General features: G+C 53.6%; 17 protein-coding genes. 14 read left to right on the top strand and 3 right to left on the bottom strand.

Annotation, left to right across the window (positions count from 1 at the left end; all coding sequences use genetic code 11):
* Window positions 1-144 precede the first annotated feature (144 nt).
* On the top strand, window positions 145-1368 hold the full coding sequence (hmpA, locus tag AAC01S_RS04150) for an NO-inducible flavohemoprotein (protein WP_067619253.1): 1224 nt from the start codon (window positions 145-147) through the stop codon (window positions 1366-1368).
* Between the two features lie 136 nt (window positions 1369-1504).
* Here hmpA and AAC01S_RS04145 read toward each other — a convergent pair whose 3' ends face one another.
* The gene (locus AAC01S_RS04145; protein ID WP_067619251.1) at window positions 1505-1738 is read right to left on the bottom strand and encodes a hypothetical protein; all 234 of its coding nucleotides are present in this window, start codon (window positions 1736-1738) and stop codon (window positions 1505-1507) included.
* Window positions 1739-1913: 175 nt separating this feature from the next.
* On the opposite strand from AAC01S_RS04145, the gene AAC01S_RS04140 reads away from it, so the two are divergent.
* The 11 genes from AAC01S_RS04140 to AAC01S_RS04090 all read left to right on the top strand — a co-directional run bounded on the left by AAC01S_RS04140 (window position 1914) and on the right by AAC01S_RS04090 (window position 13580).
* Window positions 1914-2663 carry a phosphocholine cytidylyltransferase family protein gene (locus AAC01S_RS04140; RefSeq protein ID WP_067619249.1) on the top strand — a complete coding sequence of 250 codons (750 nt, stop codon included), beginning with the start codon at window positions 1914-1916 and terminating at the stop codon, window positions 2661-2663.
* The gene (locus AAC01S_RS04135) at window positions 2650-3402 is read left to right on the top strand and encodes a CDP-alcohol phosphatidyltransferase family protein (protein WP_067619246.1); all 753 of its coding nucleotides are present in this window, start codon (window positions 2650-2652) and stop codon (window positions 3400-3402) included. Before AAC01S_RS04140 ends, AAC01S_RS04135 begins: the two co-directional genes overlap by 14 nt.
* A gap of 274 nt (window positions 3403-3676) precedes the next feature.
* The gene (locus AAC01S_RS04130; RefSeq protein WP_067619243.1) at window positions 3677-5329 is read left to right on the top strand and encodes an ABC transporter substrate-binding protein; all 1653 of its coding nucleotides are present in this window, start codon (window positions 3677-3679) and stop codon (window positions 5327-5329) included.
* Window positions 5330-5395: 66 nt separating this feature from the next.
* Window positions 5396-6382: an ABC transporter permease gene (locus AAC01S_RS04125; protein ID WP_067619240.1), complete on the top strand. Its 987-nt coding sequence runs from the start codon at window positions 5396-5398 to the stop codon at window positions 6380-6382.
* Window positions 6379-7359 (top strand): ABC transporter permease, encoded by a 981-nt coding sequence (locus AAC01S_RS04120; protein WP_067619237.1) that lies wholly within the window; start codon window positions 6379-6381, stop codon window positions 7357-7359. Before AAC01S_RS04125 ends, AAC01S_RS04120 begins: the two co-directional genes overlap by 4 nt.
* Window positions 7356-8354: an ABC transporter ATP-binding protein gene (locus tag AAC01S_RS04115; protein ID WP_067619230.1), complete on the top strand. Its 999-nt coding sequence runs from the start codon at window positions 7356-7358 to the stop codon at window positions 8352-8354. Before AAC01S_RS04120 ends, AAC01S_RS04115 begins: the two co-directional genes overlap by 4 nt.
* Complete coding sequence (locus AAC01S_RS04110; protein ID WP_067619227.1) at window positions 8344-9327, top strand: ABC transporter ATP-binding protein; 984 nt, start codon at window positions 8344-8346, stop codon at window positions 9325-9327. The genes AAC01S_RS04115 and AAC01S_RS04110 overlap by 11 nt, the downstream gene beginning before the upstream one ends.
* A gap of 138 nt (window positions 9328-9465) precedes the next feature.
* Window positions 9466-10620 (top strand): exo-beta-N-acetylmuramidase NamZ family protein, encoded by a 1155-nt coding sequence (locus tag AAC01S_RS04105; protein WP_067619225.1) that lies wholly within the window; start codon window positions 9466-9468, stop codon window positions 10618-10620.
* A 31-nt stretch (window positions 10621-10651) separates the two neighbouring features.
* The gene (locus tag AAC01S_RS04100; protein WP_067619218.1) at window positions 10652-11596 is read left to right on the top strand and encodes a GNAT family N-acetyltransferase; all 945 of its coding nucleotides are present in this window, start codon (window positions 10652-10654) and stop codon (window positions 11594-11596) included.
* Between the two features lie 50 nt (window positions 11597-11646).
* Window positions 11647-12357 (top strand): PIG-L deacetylase family protein, encoded by a 711-nt coding sequence (locus AAC01S_RS04095; protein ID WP_067619214.1) that lies wholly within the window; start codon window positions 11647-11649, stop codon window positions 12355-12357.
* 83 nt (window positions 12358-12440) lie between these two features.
* A complete protein-coding gene (locus AAC01S_RS04090; RefSeq protein WP_067619212.1) occupies window positions 12441-13580 on the top strand; it encodes an anhydro-N-acetylmuramic acid kinase in 1140 nt (379 codons plus the stop codon).
* Window positions 13581-13638: 58 nt separating this feature from the next.
* Here the strand turns inward: AAC01S_RS04090 and AAC01S_RS04085 are convergent, their stop codons facing one another.
* Both AAC01S_RS04085 and AAC01S_RS04080 read right to left on the bottom strand, forming a co-directional pair.
* Window positions 13639-14367: a TVP38/TMEM64 family protein gene (locus tag AAC01S_RS04085; protein WP_067619210.1), complete on the bottom strand. Its 729-nt coding sequence runs from the start codon at window positions 14365-14367 to the stop codon at window positions 13639-13641.
* 36 nt (window positions 14368-14403) lie between these two features.
* On the bottom strand, window positions 14404-14712 hold the full coding sequence (locus AAC01S_RS04080; protein WP_067619208.1) for a hypothetical protein: 309 nt from the start codon (window positions 14710-14712) through the stop codon (window positions 14404-14406).
* Window positions 14713-14964: 252 nt separating this feature from the next.
* On the opposite strand from AAC01S_RS04080, the gene AAC01S_RS04075 reads away from it, so the two are divergent.
* Both AAC01S_RS04075 and AAC01S_RS19180 read left to right on the top strand, forming a co-directional pair.
* Window positions 14965-15195 carry a hypothetical protein gene (locus tag AAC01S_RS04075; RefSeq protein WP_067619205.1) on the top strand — a complete coding sequence of 77 codons (231 nt, stop codon included), beginning with the start codon at window positions 14965-14967 and terminating at the stop codon, window positions 15193-15195.
* A 182-nt stretch (window positions 15196-15377) separates the two neighbouring features.
* A complete protein-coding gene (locus tag AAC01S_RS19180; protein WP_157071036.1) occupies window positions 15378-16049 on the top strand; it encodes a C40 family peptidase in 672 nt (223 codons plus the stop codon).
* Window positions 16050-16757 lie beyond the last annotated feature (708 nt).

Genomic DNA, 16757 nt, shown 5'->3' with positions numbered 1-16757 from the left:
GACGGATTTCTGTGCCTGACAAAGAACGTTCATAAAAGGTGTATATAAAATACACCTTTTATTCAACTGCGCGAGTATAATCACCCATGGAAACGACGAAAACAAATGCAGTCAGACGCTGAATCACAGTCAGGAGGTTCCGCAATGCTATCTAAGGAGACCAGAGAAATCATTAAATCGACGGTGCCGGTGCTTGCCACGCATGGTACTGCCATCACCAGCCGCTTTTACGAACGATTGTTTGACAGCCATCCGGAACTGCTCAATATCTTTAACAAAGCGAACCAAAGCCGGGGACGTCAGCAGACCGCGTTGGCAAACGCAATTTACGCAGCGGCAGAGCACATCGATCACCTGGAGGACATTGTTCCTGTGGTGCGACAAATCGGCAACAAACACCGCGGCTTGGGCGTTCGTCCGGAACATTATCCGATCGTCGGGGAAAACTTGCTAAAGGCTATCAAGGACGTACTGGGTGACGCCGCGACCGATGAAATCATTGACGCGTGGGCGCAGGCGTACGGCGTGATCGCCGACGCGTTCATCGGTATAGAGAGTGAAATGTATCGACAAGCCGAGACGCAGCCAGGAGGTTGGCGGGACTTTCGCCCGTTTGTCGTAAGCCGCAAGGTGCGAGAGAGCGACGTGATCACATCGTTCTACTTGGTTCCAGAGGATGGCGGAGACATCGCCGGCTTTGTGCCAGGCCAATACATCACGTTGAAAGTGGACATTCCAGGCGAGCGCTACACTCAACTTCGCCACTACAGTCTGTCGGATGCGCCAGGCAACGGATACTACCGAATCAGCGTCAAGCGCGAGGATGCTCGAGATCGGCTTCCAGCGGGGATTGTGTCCAACTACCTGCACAACCACGTCAATGAAGGGGATGTGTTGTTGGCGAGTGCACCGTCCGGCGTCTTCGTCATGCGCCGCCCAATCGACAAGCCGATCGTATTTCTGAGCGGCGGCGTAGGTATGACGCCGCTTGTCAGCATGGTCAAGACGTTGCTGCAAGAACAACCGGATCACGCCGTGACCTACATCCACGCCGCGATTCACGGCGGGATGCACGCGCTGCAAGAGGATTTAAACCATCTCGCGAACACGCACTCGAACTTGCGCTACCATGTCGTATATGAACGACCCTCTGAGGACGATATGGCGCATCGACATTTTGCCAAATCGGGATTTGTCGATCTCGAATGGCTGAAACAAACGGTCGCGAAGGATTCCGACTTCTACTTCTGCGGTCCTACGCCGTTTATGAAAGCCGTCTACCGCGCGCTGAAGGATTGGGGCGTGCCAGCCGATCAAATCCACTACGAGTTCTTTGGACCGCAAGGCAGCTTGGAGGATGAATCCTAATCGGTCCAATGTTCAAAAGGCGCCTTCTCCGGCCATTGCGTATGCCGAGGGGGCGCCTTTTTCGTGCCGAGGTTGTTGTCGTTCTGGATGGACTTCGTCGATCACGACATCACCCACCCGCTGGGTAGGCGACGATTTACTTCTTCTTGCCCGACGTTTTTGCCTTGCTGCCGTGAGTTGTGGTCGACTTGTGCGACGACTTCAGCTTGCTGGTCTTGGATGTCGATTTCGAATGGCTCTTTGTCGAGTGAGTTGTCGCGTGAACGGCTGTGTGATGTGCGACGGTTTTGTTGGACGTTGCTGCCATTGCAATGGACGGCGTTGCGAGCAAAGCGAGTGTCGCCATCGATGCTACGATGCGTTTGTTCATGATCGGTTCCCTCCAAAACTTCTCTTATTTTTGATTGGCTTTTCGCCGAAGAGAACAATACCGCTCTCACTTTAAAAATCCATCAAAAATTCCGGGAAAGTAATTCGATGTAAATTTGATGAAGATATTGTCTGATAAAGGATTATAGACATACAGAACCTAGGGGGAATGAGGATTGGCCTCAACTCATGCAATCATCCTTGCGGCTGGACTATCAACACGGCTTCGTCCTTTGACTGATGAAAGGCCCAAGTGTCTCTTGCCAATTGGAAAGAGGACTATCTTGGATAGGCAATTGGATGCACTGCGGCAACACGGTGTAACGAACATCGTCATGGTTGTTGGCTACAAGAGGCAAGCCATTGAAGAGCACATTCGCAGGCATCACCCTGACCTAGCGGTCCGCTGCGTCGTCAACCAGAACTTTGAAACGACCAATACGCTGTTTTCCTTGCGCGACGCGCTTCCATTTTGCGAGGGCGATTTCCTCTATTTAAATGGCGACGTTGTGTTCGATCCCGGTGTTCTCCGGCGCCTTCTCGATGAACGAGATGGGGGTTGCTTGGCGGTGGATCGAAAACAGTGTCGAGAAGAGGAAGTCAAGGTGATGGTCCAGGACGGCACGGTGGTTGACATTGGAAAGCACCTGGATCCAAAGAAATCATACGGCGAATTTATCGGTGTCGCGAAATTCTCTGGATCGTTTGCCGAGGCGTTTCGCCAACAAGTTGCGGCTGAAGCCAAGCCAGGGAACGAAATGCAATTCTTCGAATACGCCTTGCATACGATGGCTGACAAGTCTTGGTTGGTCGCAATCGACATCACAGGCTTGCCATGTGTCGAGGTTGATTTTGCCGAAGACTATACGTATGCGATAGATCTATTCGAACGCGGTGAGGGGGCAAATCGCGATGCCGACCTCTGAGCTGTCCCGAATCAATGACTGTGCCAAGCGCCCTATCGACATTTGGACAAACTATTTATATTATCCACTGTCGATTCGACTCGTGTATATATTGCGAAAAACACCAGTGACTCCAAACGAGTTGACGTTGTTGTCCATGTTTATTTGTTTCGTCGGCTGTGTCTTCTGGGGATTTGGGGGACGAGACAACCTCAGCATCGGTCTTCTGTTCGTGCAGTTGTCCTACGTCATCGACTGCGCGGATGGCCAACTCGCCCGTTATAAGAAGATGTTCTCGTCCATTGGAGGCTGGTTGGATCAGGTGTCGGATCGAGTGAAAGAATTTGCTATATACTTTTCACTCGCCTACGGCTATACCCGTACGCATGGAACGGAAATGTGGATCTGGAAATGGACGCTGATCGCCTTGTTTACGCTGTATCTGTTGGAGTATCTCGCTCAGATTCAACCCAAACCCAGGCACGGTGTCGACGTGGTCGCTGTTGGCGCGAGCGGCAACGTCCCGCCATCCCATGAGCAATATGACGGCCAGCGTGCCGACCTGTTTGCGCGCGCCCAGAAATGGCGAGGATTCGTTCCGTTTCGGGGGTTCATCATCGGTGAACAATATTTCGCCCAGTTGGTATTTCTCGCATTCGGTGCTATCGTACCGTTCTTTCATTTTGTTTCGTTTCTCGGTTTGGCGATGTGCGTGTATCGTCCGCTTGTGCAGTTCTACAAGTTGAATCGGGGAAGGTGACGGACGATCCCGAGAGTCCGTCGGTCTTGAGATGCATATCTTGACTTCAGGCTTGGGCTGTATCACGTGTCATGTTTGACGATACGTGGTGCAGCCCTTCTGCGTTGCTAGAAATGGAAGAGAATTGTCTTGCATGAGCGAGCGATGTCGGAAATAAGAATGATAAAAAGTGACACGATATAGTAAAACAAAATTTTAGGAGTTTTCCCTGCTGTGGAGAGCGTGGTCAAGACCAGCAAGAAACCATGGAGATGGTATTAAGGGGGATTGCAGAGTGAATAGAAAGTATGTTCGTCGCACCATCTCAGCTTCGTCGGCTGCCGCAGTCATTGGCGTTGCCGGAATATTCGCCGCCACGCCCACGTTTGCCGCCAGTCAAGCCAGCAATGCGAATCATCCACCGCTGACCATATTGGCGGAGGAGACGTCCGCATGGACCGACAACTTTAACCCGTTCGCTGTCGGAAACCTGCAAACGCCGAATGGCACCATTTATGAGGCGTTATTCTACTTCAGCCCGACGGGGCCTCAGTACAATATGCTTGGCACAAGTATGACATGGAGCAATCATAACAAAACGCTGACGGTCACAGTTCGCAGCGGTGTGAAGTGGAATGATGGGACACCTTTTTCCGCCAATGATGTGATTTTCACCTATAACCTGCTCAAAAAATATCCTTCGCTCGACACGAACGCCATCTGGAAATCGTTGAAGTCTGTGAAATCTGCGGGCGGTAACAAAGTGCAGTTCAATTTCGTATCCGCGCAAGTGCCGTTTGCCCAAATTGTCGTTGGCGACGTTCCCATTGTGCCACAGCACATTTGGAGCAAGATCCAAGGCGATCCTTCAAAGTGGACGGATCCGAATCCAGTCGGAACCGGCCCATATATGCTGGATAAATTTAGCGCGCAAACCTACAGCCTGAAATACAATCCAGTCTACTGGGGTGGTACTCCAGCCGCGCCTGAGCTGATTTATCCGGCAATCCCAAGCGCCCAGCCCGCAAACTTGCAATTAACCAGTGGACAGCTCGATTGGGCAGACGAGTTTTTGCAAAATATCGACAAACTGTACGTCGCCAAGGCACCGACGACGAATCATTACTACTTCCCTCCAGTTGCCGATCTCGATATCTTTCCAAACCTGAAGAATCCCCTTCTGGCCAACGTTGCGCTTCGAAAAGCCATCAGCGACGCTATCAATCGCCAGCAGATCGATACGGTCGGAGAGTTTGGATACGAAGCGCCATCCAACCCGACTGGACTCATTCTGCCGGATGAGAACAAGTGGCTCAAACCGGGTCTCAGTACCAAGTTCACGTACAGCGTCGCAGAGGCGAACCAACTATTGGACAAAGCCGGGTTCAAGATGGGGCCAGGAGGCGTGCGCGTGAGTCCTTCTGGCAAAAAACTATCGTTTAATTTGATTGCGCCAAATGGCTGGACGGACTGGAATGAGGACGAAACGCTGATTGCCCAGGATCTCAAGCAGATTGGCATTCAAATCAATGTTCAAGAACCTCAGCAGACCGACTGGTCGAACGACCTGCTGAACCACCAGTTCGATCTCGCGCTTGAATCTGGCAACTTCGCCGGCAACACGCCGTTTGAGGGCTTCCGCAACAACTTCTATCCGGGTATGCAGAGTAACTACGAACAGTTCAGCGATCCGGTGATGACCAAGGCGCTGAATCAGTTCCAGGCCAGCGCGGATCTCGCGACCCAGAAGAAGGCCATGTATACGATGGAGTCCGAATTTGAGAAGCAGCTTCCTGTCATTCCGCTGGTGTATGCGGCCGAATGGAGTCAATACTCGACGAAATACTACACGAACTGGCCTTCGGCGAAAAACAACTACGCCGATCCTTCGCCGGCGACCGCGTTTTCGAACGGCGTCGTACTAACGCATATCAAGGCCGTTCATTAAGCTCTGCGGGAGGGCCGCAGGGGCGAGCGGGCTCCTGCGGCGGATTGGGAAGAGAGGGCTGCGGGCATGTATTACGTAAAGAAGTTCATCCATTTCATCGTCTTGGTGTGGGTTGCGATCACGCTCAATTTTCTAATGCCGCATCTGATGCCTGGAAACCCGATGGAAGCCCTGGTGGCAAAGTCACAAGGCAAAATCAGCCCCGTGGTCATGCATGCTTTGGCGCTGCAATTTGGGATTGACAACAAGCCGCTGTGGCAGAAATACATCGACTATATGACTCAATTGTTGCATGGGAATCTGGGTGTTTCCATCACGTACTATCCGGTTGATGTCAAAACCGTGATCGGACAAGCGCTTCCTTGGACATTGATTTTGGTCGGCGTCACGACGATTCTTGCGTTTTTGATTGGCACATTGATTGGTATTGTCGCCGCTTGGAGACGCAACAAACTATTTGACTCAATCATGGGCCCCATATGGATGTTTCTCGGTTCCGTGCCGCAATTCTGGCTGGCTCTCCTACTGCTCTACTACTTCGCATTCAAACTGGGCTGGTTTCCAGAAATGCATTCCTACAATTATGGGGATTCGCCATCTTGGAGTTTGAAGTTTTTGTCCGACGCAGTATGGCATTCCATTCTCCCGGCTTGTGCGCTCTTGTTCACAACGATTGGCGGTTGGATGCTGGCCATGCGCAACAACATGATTCAAATCATCAGTGACGATTTCATCGCATATGCGCGGGCCAGAGGGCTGCGACCGTGGAACATCATGATGGTGTACGCTGCGAGAAACGCCATTCTGCCAAGCGTTACGCAGTTTGCCATTGCACTTGGCTACGCTGTTGGCGGTCAGATATTGATTGAAGAGATATTCTCCTATCCCGGAATTGGCTATCAGTTGGCGCAAGCGGTGATCACGCAGGATTATCCGCTTATGCAAGGCATCTTTTTCATCATCGCTGTCGTGATGCTGCTGGCCAATTTTGTTGTTGACATCCTTTACACACGTTTGGATCCGCGTGTTCGTACAGAGGGGGCGAGCGCATGAGTCGACAGGATGCAAATACCATGGAACCGCAGTCTCCGCCCGATGCACGTTCCAGGGCACCCAAGCCACAATGGCTGCAAGCGATTCGGCAAGTCTTCAAAGAGCCGAAGGCGGTGATTGGCTTTGCCATTCTTGGCATATTTGTCATCATCGCCATCTTCGCACCCTATCTTGCGCGTTTCGATCCGATGAACGAAGGGGCGCTGCCACCGTTGACTCCGCCCAACAAAACCTACTGGTTCGGCACGACCGGCTATGGAGACGACGTGTACAGTCAGTGGATCTATGCGACGCGCACGAGCATCTGTATCGGCCTCGAAGTCGCGGTCATCGCCACATCGTTATCTGTCATTTTGGGTGTTTATGCCGGGTTCAAAGGGGGAAAAGTCGACGCGGTCGTCAATTGGGTGACGCAGGTCATGCTCGTGTTGCCGGGATATCCACTCATCATCATGATCTCGTCGTACATTCCAAACGCGGGATCGCAGGCGATTGTATGGATATTGGGCCTGACGAGTTGGCCTGCCGCCGCGCGGATGAAGCGGGCTCAGGCCATGACGTTCAGAACCCGCGACTTCATTCTCGCTGCACGGCTCGGCGGTTTTTCCGATTTTCGCACGGTTTGCACGGAAGTGCTGCCCAACATGGTTTCTCTGGTTTTCAACACCTTCATCTCCATGATTTCCTGGGGGATTTTTGGAGAAGCGTTTCTGCGTTTTCTTGGCATCGGCAGCACAAGAACGCCAAGTTGGGGCAATATGCTGAACGCGTCACAAAATGGCAACGCCATGATGGAAGGGGCGTGGTGGTGGTTTATTCCCCCGGGTTTGTCGATCACGATGGTCATCCTGGCCTTGACGCTCATCAACTACGGCATCGACGAAGTGAGCAATCCCCGTTTGAAAAAGCCGCCGAAACTGTCGAAGGCGATTCGCGACAAGCTGCGACTCCAGGCCGCTGAGGAGGGAGCCGTATGACAGGAAAACCTGTTCTTGACGTGCGAAATCTGTCTGTCGGATACATGACGCCGCGCGGCTTTGCCACTGCGGTAGACGGTGTCAGCTTGACCATTCACGAAGGCGAAACGGTCGGATTGGTTGGGGAATCGGGCTGCGGGAAGTCGACGTTGGCCATGGCAATCATGCGTCTGCTCGGGCCCGGCGCCTATGTCACCGGTGGGCGCATCCGCATCGCAGATCGAGATATCTATAGGATGGGCCGGGAAGAGCTTCGGCAGTTTCGCTGGACACATGTGTCGATGGTCTTTCAGAGCGCGATGAACGTGTTAAATCCCGTTCGCACGATTGGGGAACAGATGGTCGATACCTTTCGCGCGCACGACCCGAGGATGTCCAAACGGGAAGCTATGGAGCGTTCCGCGGAACTGCTGCGCATCGTCCGAATCGATCCGGCGCGGCTTGGCAGTTTTCCACACGAGCTTTCCGGCGGGATGCGGCAACGCGTCGTGATTGCAATTGCCATCGCGTTCAAGCCAAAGCTGGTCATCATGGACGAACCCACAACCGCGCTGGATGTGGTCGTGCAGCGATCCATTCTTGAGCAGGTCATGGAACTGCAGGAGCAGTTCGGTTTCTCCATCCTCTTTATCAGTCACGATATCACGCTGGTCAACCGCATCTCGAACCGCGTCGGCGTCATGTACGCGGGCCGTCTTGTCGAGATGTCCGATTCGCAGTTGGCGACTGAGGAACCGCCGCTTTATCATCCGTACGCAATGGGGTTGCATCGGGCGATCCCAACACTCGACGCCGGAGATGACGAGATATCCGGCATTCCAGGCTCGCCGCCGGTTCCATTGTCCATGCCGCCAGGATGCGCGTTTCACCCTCGCTGTCCTTATGTCCGAGACGCGTGTGCCTCCATTAAGCCGGATTTGACCAGGCATGGAGACTATCAAATCGCATGTCACCTGACAACAGACGAGTTAAGGAGTTTCGCCCATGCAGACTGACCAACCTTTTGTGCAGGCAATCGATCTCGTCGTCCGCTTCCCTGTGAAGACAAAACAGGGGACGAAGTACATCACACCGGTCGACGGCGTCAGTTTCGCGGTCCACACCGGCGAGGTCCTGGCGCTGGTCGGCGAGTCCGGGAGCGGAAAATCCACGCTTGGTCGTGCTTTGGTCCGGTTCAATGAACCGGCCGCTGGAACGATTTTCGTCGATGGGAACGATGTCACGCACGTCCGTGGCCAGCGGGATCTCGGAACGTTGCGGCGCCAAATTCAAATGGTATTCCAGGATCCATTCGGATCGTTGAATCCTGTTCGCAGTGTCGGACAACATCTCAGCGCGTTGGTGAGGAAGCACCAGGGTTTGCGCGGAGATGCCTTGCGGCAACAGACTTTGCAGTTACTTGAAACCGTGGGTCTTTCGCCAGCTTCGGAGATGATTTTGAAGTATCCTCACGAATTGTCGGGAGGCCAGCGGCAGCGCGTCGCGATTGCCCGAGCGCTCGCCGTGAAGCCGCGTTTCATCGTGGCCGACGAACCCATTTCGATGTTGGACGTGTCCATCCGGGCGGACATTCTCAAGCTGTTGAATCGTCTGAAGCGCGAATTTGACCTAGGCTACGTGTATATCACACACGATCTTGCGTCCGCGAAATACTTCGGGGATCGGATGATGGTGTTGTATGCCGGGCAAGTCATGGAGACAGGAACATCGGCGGAAATCATTGCGAGTCCCGCTCACCCGTATACGCGATTGTTGCTTTCTTCGACTTCGGGTGCATGGTCACGCGACACCAAGCTCAATACGAGTGTTGAGGCACCTGATCTATTCGAAGGACGCCGCGGGTGTCCATTTGCGAACCGATGTCCAATCTCGACGGAGGTATGTCTTCGCGATCGACCCGTGCTTCGCGCGGTAGGCGCCAATCATGCCGCAGCCTGCCACCATGCGGACGAAGCGATCACGATATGAAATATTGTTTCTGTTATCAATAATATAAATTGAAATAAAATATTGACGTGCGATGGCGGGGGGCTTACCATGGCAGTCAAATAGGCATTGTCCCTGTTAGGTGAAACGCTTCCAGAATCCCCGAAGGGAGGGACACAGGTGAGTAAGATCGGACTTGAAGAACTGCTGACACGTCACCGGGCGCTTCTGAACGGCAAACGGATTGGATTGGTGTCCAACTACGCTGTAACGGACACGAACTATGTTCCCGTCATTCGGCATTTTGCCAACTCAACCGATTGGAAGCTGACCAAATTGTTCGGTCCAGAGCATGGCGTGAGGAACAGCGCGAAGGAGGGGGAGGCGGTCGATTCGGTCATCGATGAGGCGACTGGCCTTCCTGCGTTTAGTTTATATGGTCCCAACAAGAAACCGTCTGCAGACATGCTGGATGGTGTGGACGTGCTGGTGGTGGATCTGGTCGATATCGGATCGCGCTACTACACAAATATGAACACGCTTACGTACTGCATGGAAGCGTGCGGCGAGCTTGGGTTGCCTTGTGTGGTGCCTGATCGGCCCAATCCCATCGACGGGGTGCATCGAGAGGGAAATATACTCGATCTCGATTTTCAGTCATTCGTCGGCATGCATCCGATTCCGAATCGGCATGGGCTGACGATGGGGGAACTGGCCATTTGGATCAACGATCGCCTTGCTACACCGTGTCCATTGACGGTAGTCGGGATGACGGAATGGAAGCGCGACATGCTACTCACGGATGCAGGCGTTCCGTTTGTTCCTCCGTCCCCCAACACAACAGATTTGGAGATGGCCCTGCTCTATCCTGGAACGTGTCTGTTCGAAGGCGTGAATGTCAGTCTTGGCCGTGGAACCACACATCCCTTTAAGTATATTGGCGCGCCCTATGTCAAAGCCCACGCTTTGACGGACTGGTTCAACCAACAGGCGTTTCCAGGCATTGTCGCGCGTCCGATTTACTTCGTGCCCACGTATTCACAGTACGCGGGCGAGTTTTGTGAGGGCATTTCCTTGCACGTGACGGATGCCCGCGCGCTGCAGCCGGTTCGCGTGGGGGTTCAACTGCTGCAGGGCATCGCGGAACTCTACGAGTCGGATTTCGAATTCTTAGGAGCGAATCAGTCTTCGCATCCGTTTATCGATTTGCTGGCGGGCTCCGCCAAACTTCGGGCCTATGTTCAATCGGGGCGCGCGCTCGATTATCTGGAAGAATCGAAGGAGCGGTTGGAGCAGTTCCATCGCGACATCCACCCTTTTCAGCGCTATGTGTAAGACCAATTGATGTGCCAGGGGGAATCGTACCGTGATTCGCAGTTACCGGAGCGGAGACGAATCGTCGATTGTGCGATTGTGGAACACCGCATGTCCCAAAGATCCGATTTCGATGGAGGTGTTTATCAAACGGGTTCTCGTCGATCCCAATTTTGATCCGGATGGCCTCATTCTGTTCGAAGAGAATGGCGAGATCGTTGGATTTACTCTGTGTGTCGTCCGAAAGCTTCCGCTGTCGGGAGGTGATTTGGAACCGGAGAACGGCTGGATCACCGCATTTTTCGTCCACCCCGACCGAATGGGCGTAGGTATCGGACAACAGATGTTTCGAGCCGCAGACCAGTTTTTCCAGGCTCGATCCCGCCGCCACATCTTCTTCTCGTCGTACGCGCCAAACTATTTCGTCCCCGGAATCGACGCGACCCGCTATCCTCGGGCCAAATCGTTTCTCGAGCACCAGGGGTTTCGCGTTCTCTACTCTCCTGTCGCGATGGATAAGAACCTGGTGGATTACGCGCTGCCGAGCGACGTGATCGAGTTGGAACAAGCACGGCGGCGGGAAGGGTACGAATTTGAACCTCTTTCGCCCAAGTACCTCACCCAGTTGATTGAAATGAACGACTCCAAATTCAATCCGGATTGGGCTCGTGCGGTCCGGGAAGCCGTCGCCAACGGGATTCCGTTTCGACAAATCCTCATTGCGCGCCAGAACGAGCAAGTGGTCGGTTTTTGCATGTACGGAGCATACGACGGTGTGGGTGAACGGTTTGGGCCGTTTGGCGTCGATGATCGATTGCGAGGTACTGGATTGGGGAAAATTTTGCTCTACACGTGTTTGGGCGAGATGAAAGCGAACGGGCTGCACAGCGCTTGGTTCTTGTGGACGGGTGAAACCAGCCCGGCCGGATACTTGTACCAGCGCGCGGGGTTTGAAGTGACGCGCCGCTTCGATGTCATGCGCAAACAACTGTCGTGACGTGCGCCGGCATGGAAAACGTGCTGGAGAATATAAAGGAGGGCAACAGGATGCCTAGTGAGACGAAGACGATTTTGGCCATCGGCGGCCACGCGGGGGATATGGATCTGACGGCGGGCGCCGTGATCGCCAAGTACGTTCAGGCGGGACACAAAGCGACGTTTCTCCATCTGACTCCGGGCGAAAAGGGGCATCCACGCTTGAGTCCAAACGATTACGCCAAGCAGAAAATCGAGGAGGCGCAAAAATTCGCGGAAATCGTCGGTGCGCAGGTGAGGTTCCTCGCCTACAAGGATGCGGAACTGCCCGTCAACGACGAGGTGAAATACCAAGTTGCGGACGTGATTCGCGAGGTGAAGCCAGATATCATCATCACGCATTGGCGCGGCAGCATCCACAAAGACCACGAAAACACGTACTGGATTGTCCAGGATGCCCATTTTTACGCCGGATTGAAGACCATCGAACGAGAGCTTCCTCCACACTACGCACCACACCTCTACTATGCGGACAACTGGGAAGATCCGTATGATTTCAATCCGGAAGTATTTGTCGATATTCCCGATGAAGCGTACGAGACCTGGGTCAGAGCGATGAACGTCTACGCGTATGCCCGCGGGGAAACGTACGGCTTTCCGTTTATCGAATATTACAAGGCGTTGACTATCGTCCGCGGCGCCCCAGCTGGCTTCAAACGGGCCCAAGCCTTTGCCGTGCCGCGCGGCGCGCTGACGAAGCGTGTGCAATTCTTGCACGGATAAGATCCAGCAGTCTGGCGGTGTGCGAACGGTACGGCGGGATCGATGCGCAATCAAGCTATGGAGCGAATGAAGGGAGAATGGCCATGGAGCGGGAGCGAGGTCTGGCGATTGGCATGATGTCGGGAACATCGGGAGATGGCATCGACGCGGCCTTGGTCCAGTTTTCTGAGGAAGGCGAACAATTCCCCGTGATGAAATTGGTGTCCAGCCACTACGTTCCCTATACGGAATCCCAGCGAAAGAAGCTATTTCGCTTGTTCGATCCCAATGTATCCGCGCGATTCGTGGCCCGCATGGATATTGAATTAGGCGACTGGCTTGGCGAGGCGGCGCTGCAGCTCATGCGGCAGGCCGATGTAGGACCAGCCGAGATCGCGGTGATTGGATCGCACGGCCAAACGGTATATCATGCTCCCAATCTGGGCGTATCTCTGCAAATTGGGGATGGGGCGCGAATCGCCCGCGCGACTGGCTGTGCGGTCGTCACGGATTTCCGACGGCAGGATATCGCCCTCGGCGGGCAGGGTGCCCCGCTCATTCCGTACTTCGATTATGCGTATCTGCGAGATGACGCGATGTGTCGCGTCGCGTTGAACATCGGCGGGATCGCCAACGTCACCATCCTGCCCGCCGCTGGAGATTTCCATCGCGTGGCCGCGTTCGACACAGGGCCTGGGAACATGCTGATTGATGGTTTGGTCCGTGAATTGACCGGCGGGGAACAATGGTTCGACGAGGATGGACAGTTGGCGAAACGTGGAAACCCCGTTAGGCATCTTGTGGAGGCTTGGCTGCGGGCCGATCCGTATGTGTCCATGCCGCCTCCGAAATCCACGGGGCGAGAACGGTATGGGCGCGACTATCTGGCGCGATTGATGACGGACATGCGAGGTTTGTCCGTGGTGGATCAAGTGGCGACCGTCACCCAATTTGTCGCCGAATCCATCTCAGTCAACATCGCCAAATGCGTAACTGAACCATTTGAATTGATTGCAGGCGGCGGTGGACGAAGAAACGGCACGCTCATGGAGTGGATTCGGGTTTCGTGTCAGCCGGTACGCTTGATTGACTCGACCGATCTAGGGATCCCGAGCGATATGAAAGAGGCTATGGCGTTCGCGTTGTTCGCCTGGCAATTTCTGCATGATCGCCCGACGAATGTGCCATCGGCCACCGGTGCGACGCAGAGCACCCAACTCGGGAAACTGACGCCGCCGATGTAGGTTGAGAGAGCCGCCAACTCCCTTGACGATGGCGCGATCGCGCATGAAGCCGGTGTCTCTAATCTTTTACCTTCGTCTTGCGGCGGTACATGTAGCCGACTAACCAAATGGCTAACACCGCCGTTCCGCCAACGAAGAGCCAGACCACCAATTTTTTGGAGAAGCCGAGAAACAGCAATCCGGCTGCAAGGTAGTAGGGGATCCCGCCGACAGTGGATGTCCAGGTGAAATTCCAGAGCGAGATGTCTCGCACCACGCCCGCCGTATAATTCACGACGATAAACGGAACTGGGATGATCCGCACGAGAATCAGTCCCATGACACCGCGTTGGCTGATCCAGGTTTCAACCTTCCGCATATGTTCTTCTGCGATAAACCGTTTGAGCAGATCTCTTGCGATGTATCTGGCGAACAGGAAGACCGCGATACTGCCCGACAGAGATCCGGCCCAACTGTACAAGACGCCCCACCACACGCCAAACACTTTCATATTGAGGATAATCAAAAACTCGGACGGGACCGGGAGCATGCAGAAAATACACATCAAGACAATGGATGCGATCACGGCGAATGGACCCGCGGACTGAATCAGACGGCCAATGCGGTTGTGTCGATCCAAATAGAAGAAACCGACGACAAGCAACAATCCAACTGCCAACAGCGCTGCGGAGAGGGCGATATGTCTGATGTTGGCCGGCTTCCGGTTCGGTGGTGTCCGTTCTTGCATATTGTGCTGGCCTTTTCGAATCATCGTCACGTGCCCCAGTCTCGGCGGATGTTTAAACAATACTTGTGCACCTCCGAAGACCACAGGGTCAGGAAATTAGTTGGCATCTGTCTCAACAGCACGAACGACCTTTCCCGACGAATTCACTGTCGCTCGCCATTCATGGTGTCTTTGATCCATGATGGTATATGTTCCGCCATTGTATCCGTCCGAATCAAAGATTCCGTCCAATCGCAATGGCTTTCCGCGAAAATCGACAAATGCTACCCGACCGTCTTCGAGTTTCCAGAACGAATAGGAGATCCTCTGATAAAAAGCCCTCTCTCGTTCATTATGGTGCACAATAAAGATGAATAGTCCGACATCGATTGCGAACACGACAACCGCTGCGATTCGGATAACCAAACGTCTCCATCCTAATGTCAGGATGATCACCTCGATGTCATAGAGTCGAGCGATTCACCCTAGTCTACCGCAAAAGGTGCTCCCGGGCATAGATGTCGAATTTTGGCGAGCTCGAATCTCCCTAGCAATGGCGCTCATCTCGGACGTGAAATCTCTGCTTTGATTCGACTTTGAAATTTCTGGCTTACTATTTGATCGGAGCCTGCAGTCGAATATGATCGCACTCCAAGTGAGCGATGGGGAGGGATCTTGATGCAAATGGATTGGCCCGACATTGATTCGAAGCAATTGGCGAAATTGAGTTACTACAGTTTTCCATCCTCAAAGAGAGCTTGTAGATATCCAGAACAGTCCGAGGCATCGAATCTCGGCGGCGATCCGGTGCAGATTCGAGTCGATCATTGGATTTTTGCCATCGATCCGTATCAAAAGACCATTCTATCGTACCGTCCGGCGGACGACGGAGTCGAATCCACGTCGTGATCGACATCGCAATCGGATTTGGCATTCGATTTGAGATTGTGCGGTGCGGCGGAGCGGTTGGGCGAGTCGGTTTCTCTATTCGCAATCACGTCCTCGGATTGGTAAACTAATCAGGCAGTCATGATGTGATACAGTACATTTGCCACTCGGCGATTTCGTGGTTGCGAGGAGGAACTGGTTACATGAGAAATAGAACGCTTGTCATGGGACTCGCGTCTTTGGTTGTCGTGGGTTTGGTCGGATGCGGCAACTCCGTCGTTCCGTATCGTCCATACAACACCACGAACAACACCACGACGAACAACACAGTGACGAACAATACGACGACGAACAATACGACGGCGAACAATACGACGACGAACAATACGACGACGAACAATACGACGGCGAACAATACGACGACGAACAATACGACGACGAACAATACGACGACGAACAATACGACGACGAACAATACGACGACGAACAATACGACGACCGGGAGCGGATCGTTATCCGCTTCCCAACTGAGTTCCATGCAGGCGACGGTCCAGGAACTGCTGTCAAAACAGGGGACGCAGCCAGAGGATTGCTCGGCCCTGGTCCAGTACGTGTATGCGAAAGCAGGCATTACCGTTCCACGGACCGTGACCCAACAAGCGACGGCCGGTGCGAAGGTAGCCTCGCAGAATGAACTCCAATACGGCGATATCGTCTTTTTTGATTTGACTGACCAACCGAACACGCCCACGTTCGATGGCATATATATTGGCAACGGCGAGGTTGTGGGTAAAACAACGCAAGGAATTATGCCGATACAACTGAACTCTCAATACTGGCAGGGGAAATTTTTGTACGGCGTGCGAGTAAAGTAAAGTCGAATTATATATGAGCATGTCTGAAAAGGTCGCAGGTACCCACCCAAACACCCTGACAGTGTTGATCAGCCAGAGGACGTGCTTAGCATCCATCGGAAACGGCAATGCAGAGTGGGTAGGTCTCGCTACGAAGCGAAAGCTCTAGTCTCACCCAGGTGCCGAGCAGCACAAGGAAGAGGGCAAAAATGCGGACTGGGCGTACACAAGGTGCGTGAGAAAGCATTTTTGCCCGGCGACTGGTGATACTTTGCAGCGTTCTTTGCCCCTTTTCGGACAACCTCTTTAAGTGCGTCGCTTGATCCGACTTGCACCGAATGAAGCGTCTGCCAGCTTCGTAAGCGGCCCATTCCGCGGCGATCGAGGCGGATAAAGGGTAGACAGCAAAGTGTCTCGTAACCAGGAAACAAAATTGGTTTGACCCTCCTGAGAAGATCTCGTACTCTAAGAAGTCATTTCAGCCTCCCGGGTATTTCGGCCTCGCCGGGGAGATTTTCGCCGATTGAACCCCCAAAATCGATTCTACGGCAGTCTCAGGGCTGGACAACGGTTGTGACCTCTTCTACCAGACCGATGGACACCCGTCTTTGAAAATCTCTCCGAACAACCGAACGGGGGCAGTTTGCGATCGTTTCAAAAGTGCCATAGCGGACAAAAGTTCCGTTATGCGAACGGAGGTGCGGCGCGTGACGGCGAGCCGCGTCGCCG

Origin of the sequence: Alicyclobacillus acidiphilus NBRC 100859 (genome assembly GCF_001544355.1) — a bacterium.
Lineage (GTDB): Bacteria > Bacillota > Bacilli > Alicyclobacillales > Alicyclobacillaceae > Alicyclobacillus > Alicyclobacillus acidiphilus.
The sequence above is the reverse complement of the archived record's forward strand: the minus strand, read 5'-3'. Positions and strand labels throughout refer to the sequence as shown.

Bases quoted from the DNA above. Each gene is read 5' to 3' on its own strand.
- AAC01S_RS04095 (WP_067619214.1), top strand. From the start codon at position 11,647: ATGCCTAGTGAGACGAAGACGATTTTGGCCATCGGCGGCCACGCGGGG.
- AAC01S_RS04090 (WP_067619212.1), top strand. From the start codon at position 12,441: ATGGAGCGGGAGCGAGGTCTGGCGATTGGCATGATGTCGGGAACATCG.
- hmpA (WP_067619253.1), top strand. From the start codon at position 145: ATGCTATCTAAGGAGACCAGAGAAATCATTAAATCGACGGTGCCGGTG.
- AAC01S_RS04110 (WP_067619227.1), top strand. From the start codon at position 8,344: ATGCAGACTGACCAACCTTTTGTGCAGGCAATCGATCTCGTCGTCCGC.
- AAC01S_RS19180 (WP_157071036.1), top strand. From the start codon at position 15,378: ATGAGAAATAGAACGCTTGTCATGGGACTCGCGTCTTTGGTTGTCGTG.
- AAC01S_RS04145 (WP_067619251.1), bottom strand. From the start codon at position 1,738: ATGAACAAACGCATCGTAGCATCGATGGCGACACTCGCTTTGCTCGCA.
- AAC01S_RS04120 (WP_067619237.1), top strand. From the start codon at position 6,379: ATGAGTCGACAGGATGCAAATACCATGGAACCGCAGTCTCCGCCCGAT.
- AAC01S_RS04115 (WP_067619230.1), top strand. From the start codon at position 7,356: ATGACAGGAAAACCTGTTCTTGACGTGCGAAATCTGTCTGTCGGATAC.
- AAC01S_RS04075 (WP_067619205.1), top strand. From the start codon at position 14,965: ATGCAAATGGATTGGCCCGACATTGATTCGAAGCAATTGGCGAAATTG.
- AAC01S_RS04135 (WP_067619246.1), top strand. From the start codon at position 2,650: ATGCCGACCTCTGAGCTGTCCCGAATCAATGACTGTGCCAAGCGCCCT.
- AAC01S_RS04125 (WP_067619240.1), top strand. From the start codon at position 5,396: ATGTATTACGTAAAGAAGTTCATCCATTTCATCGTCTTGGTGTGGGTT.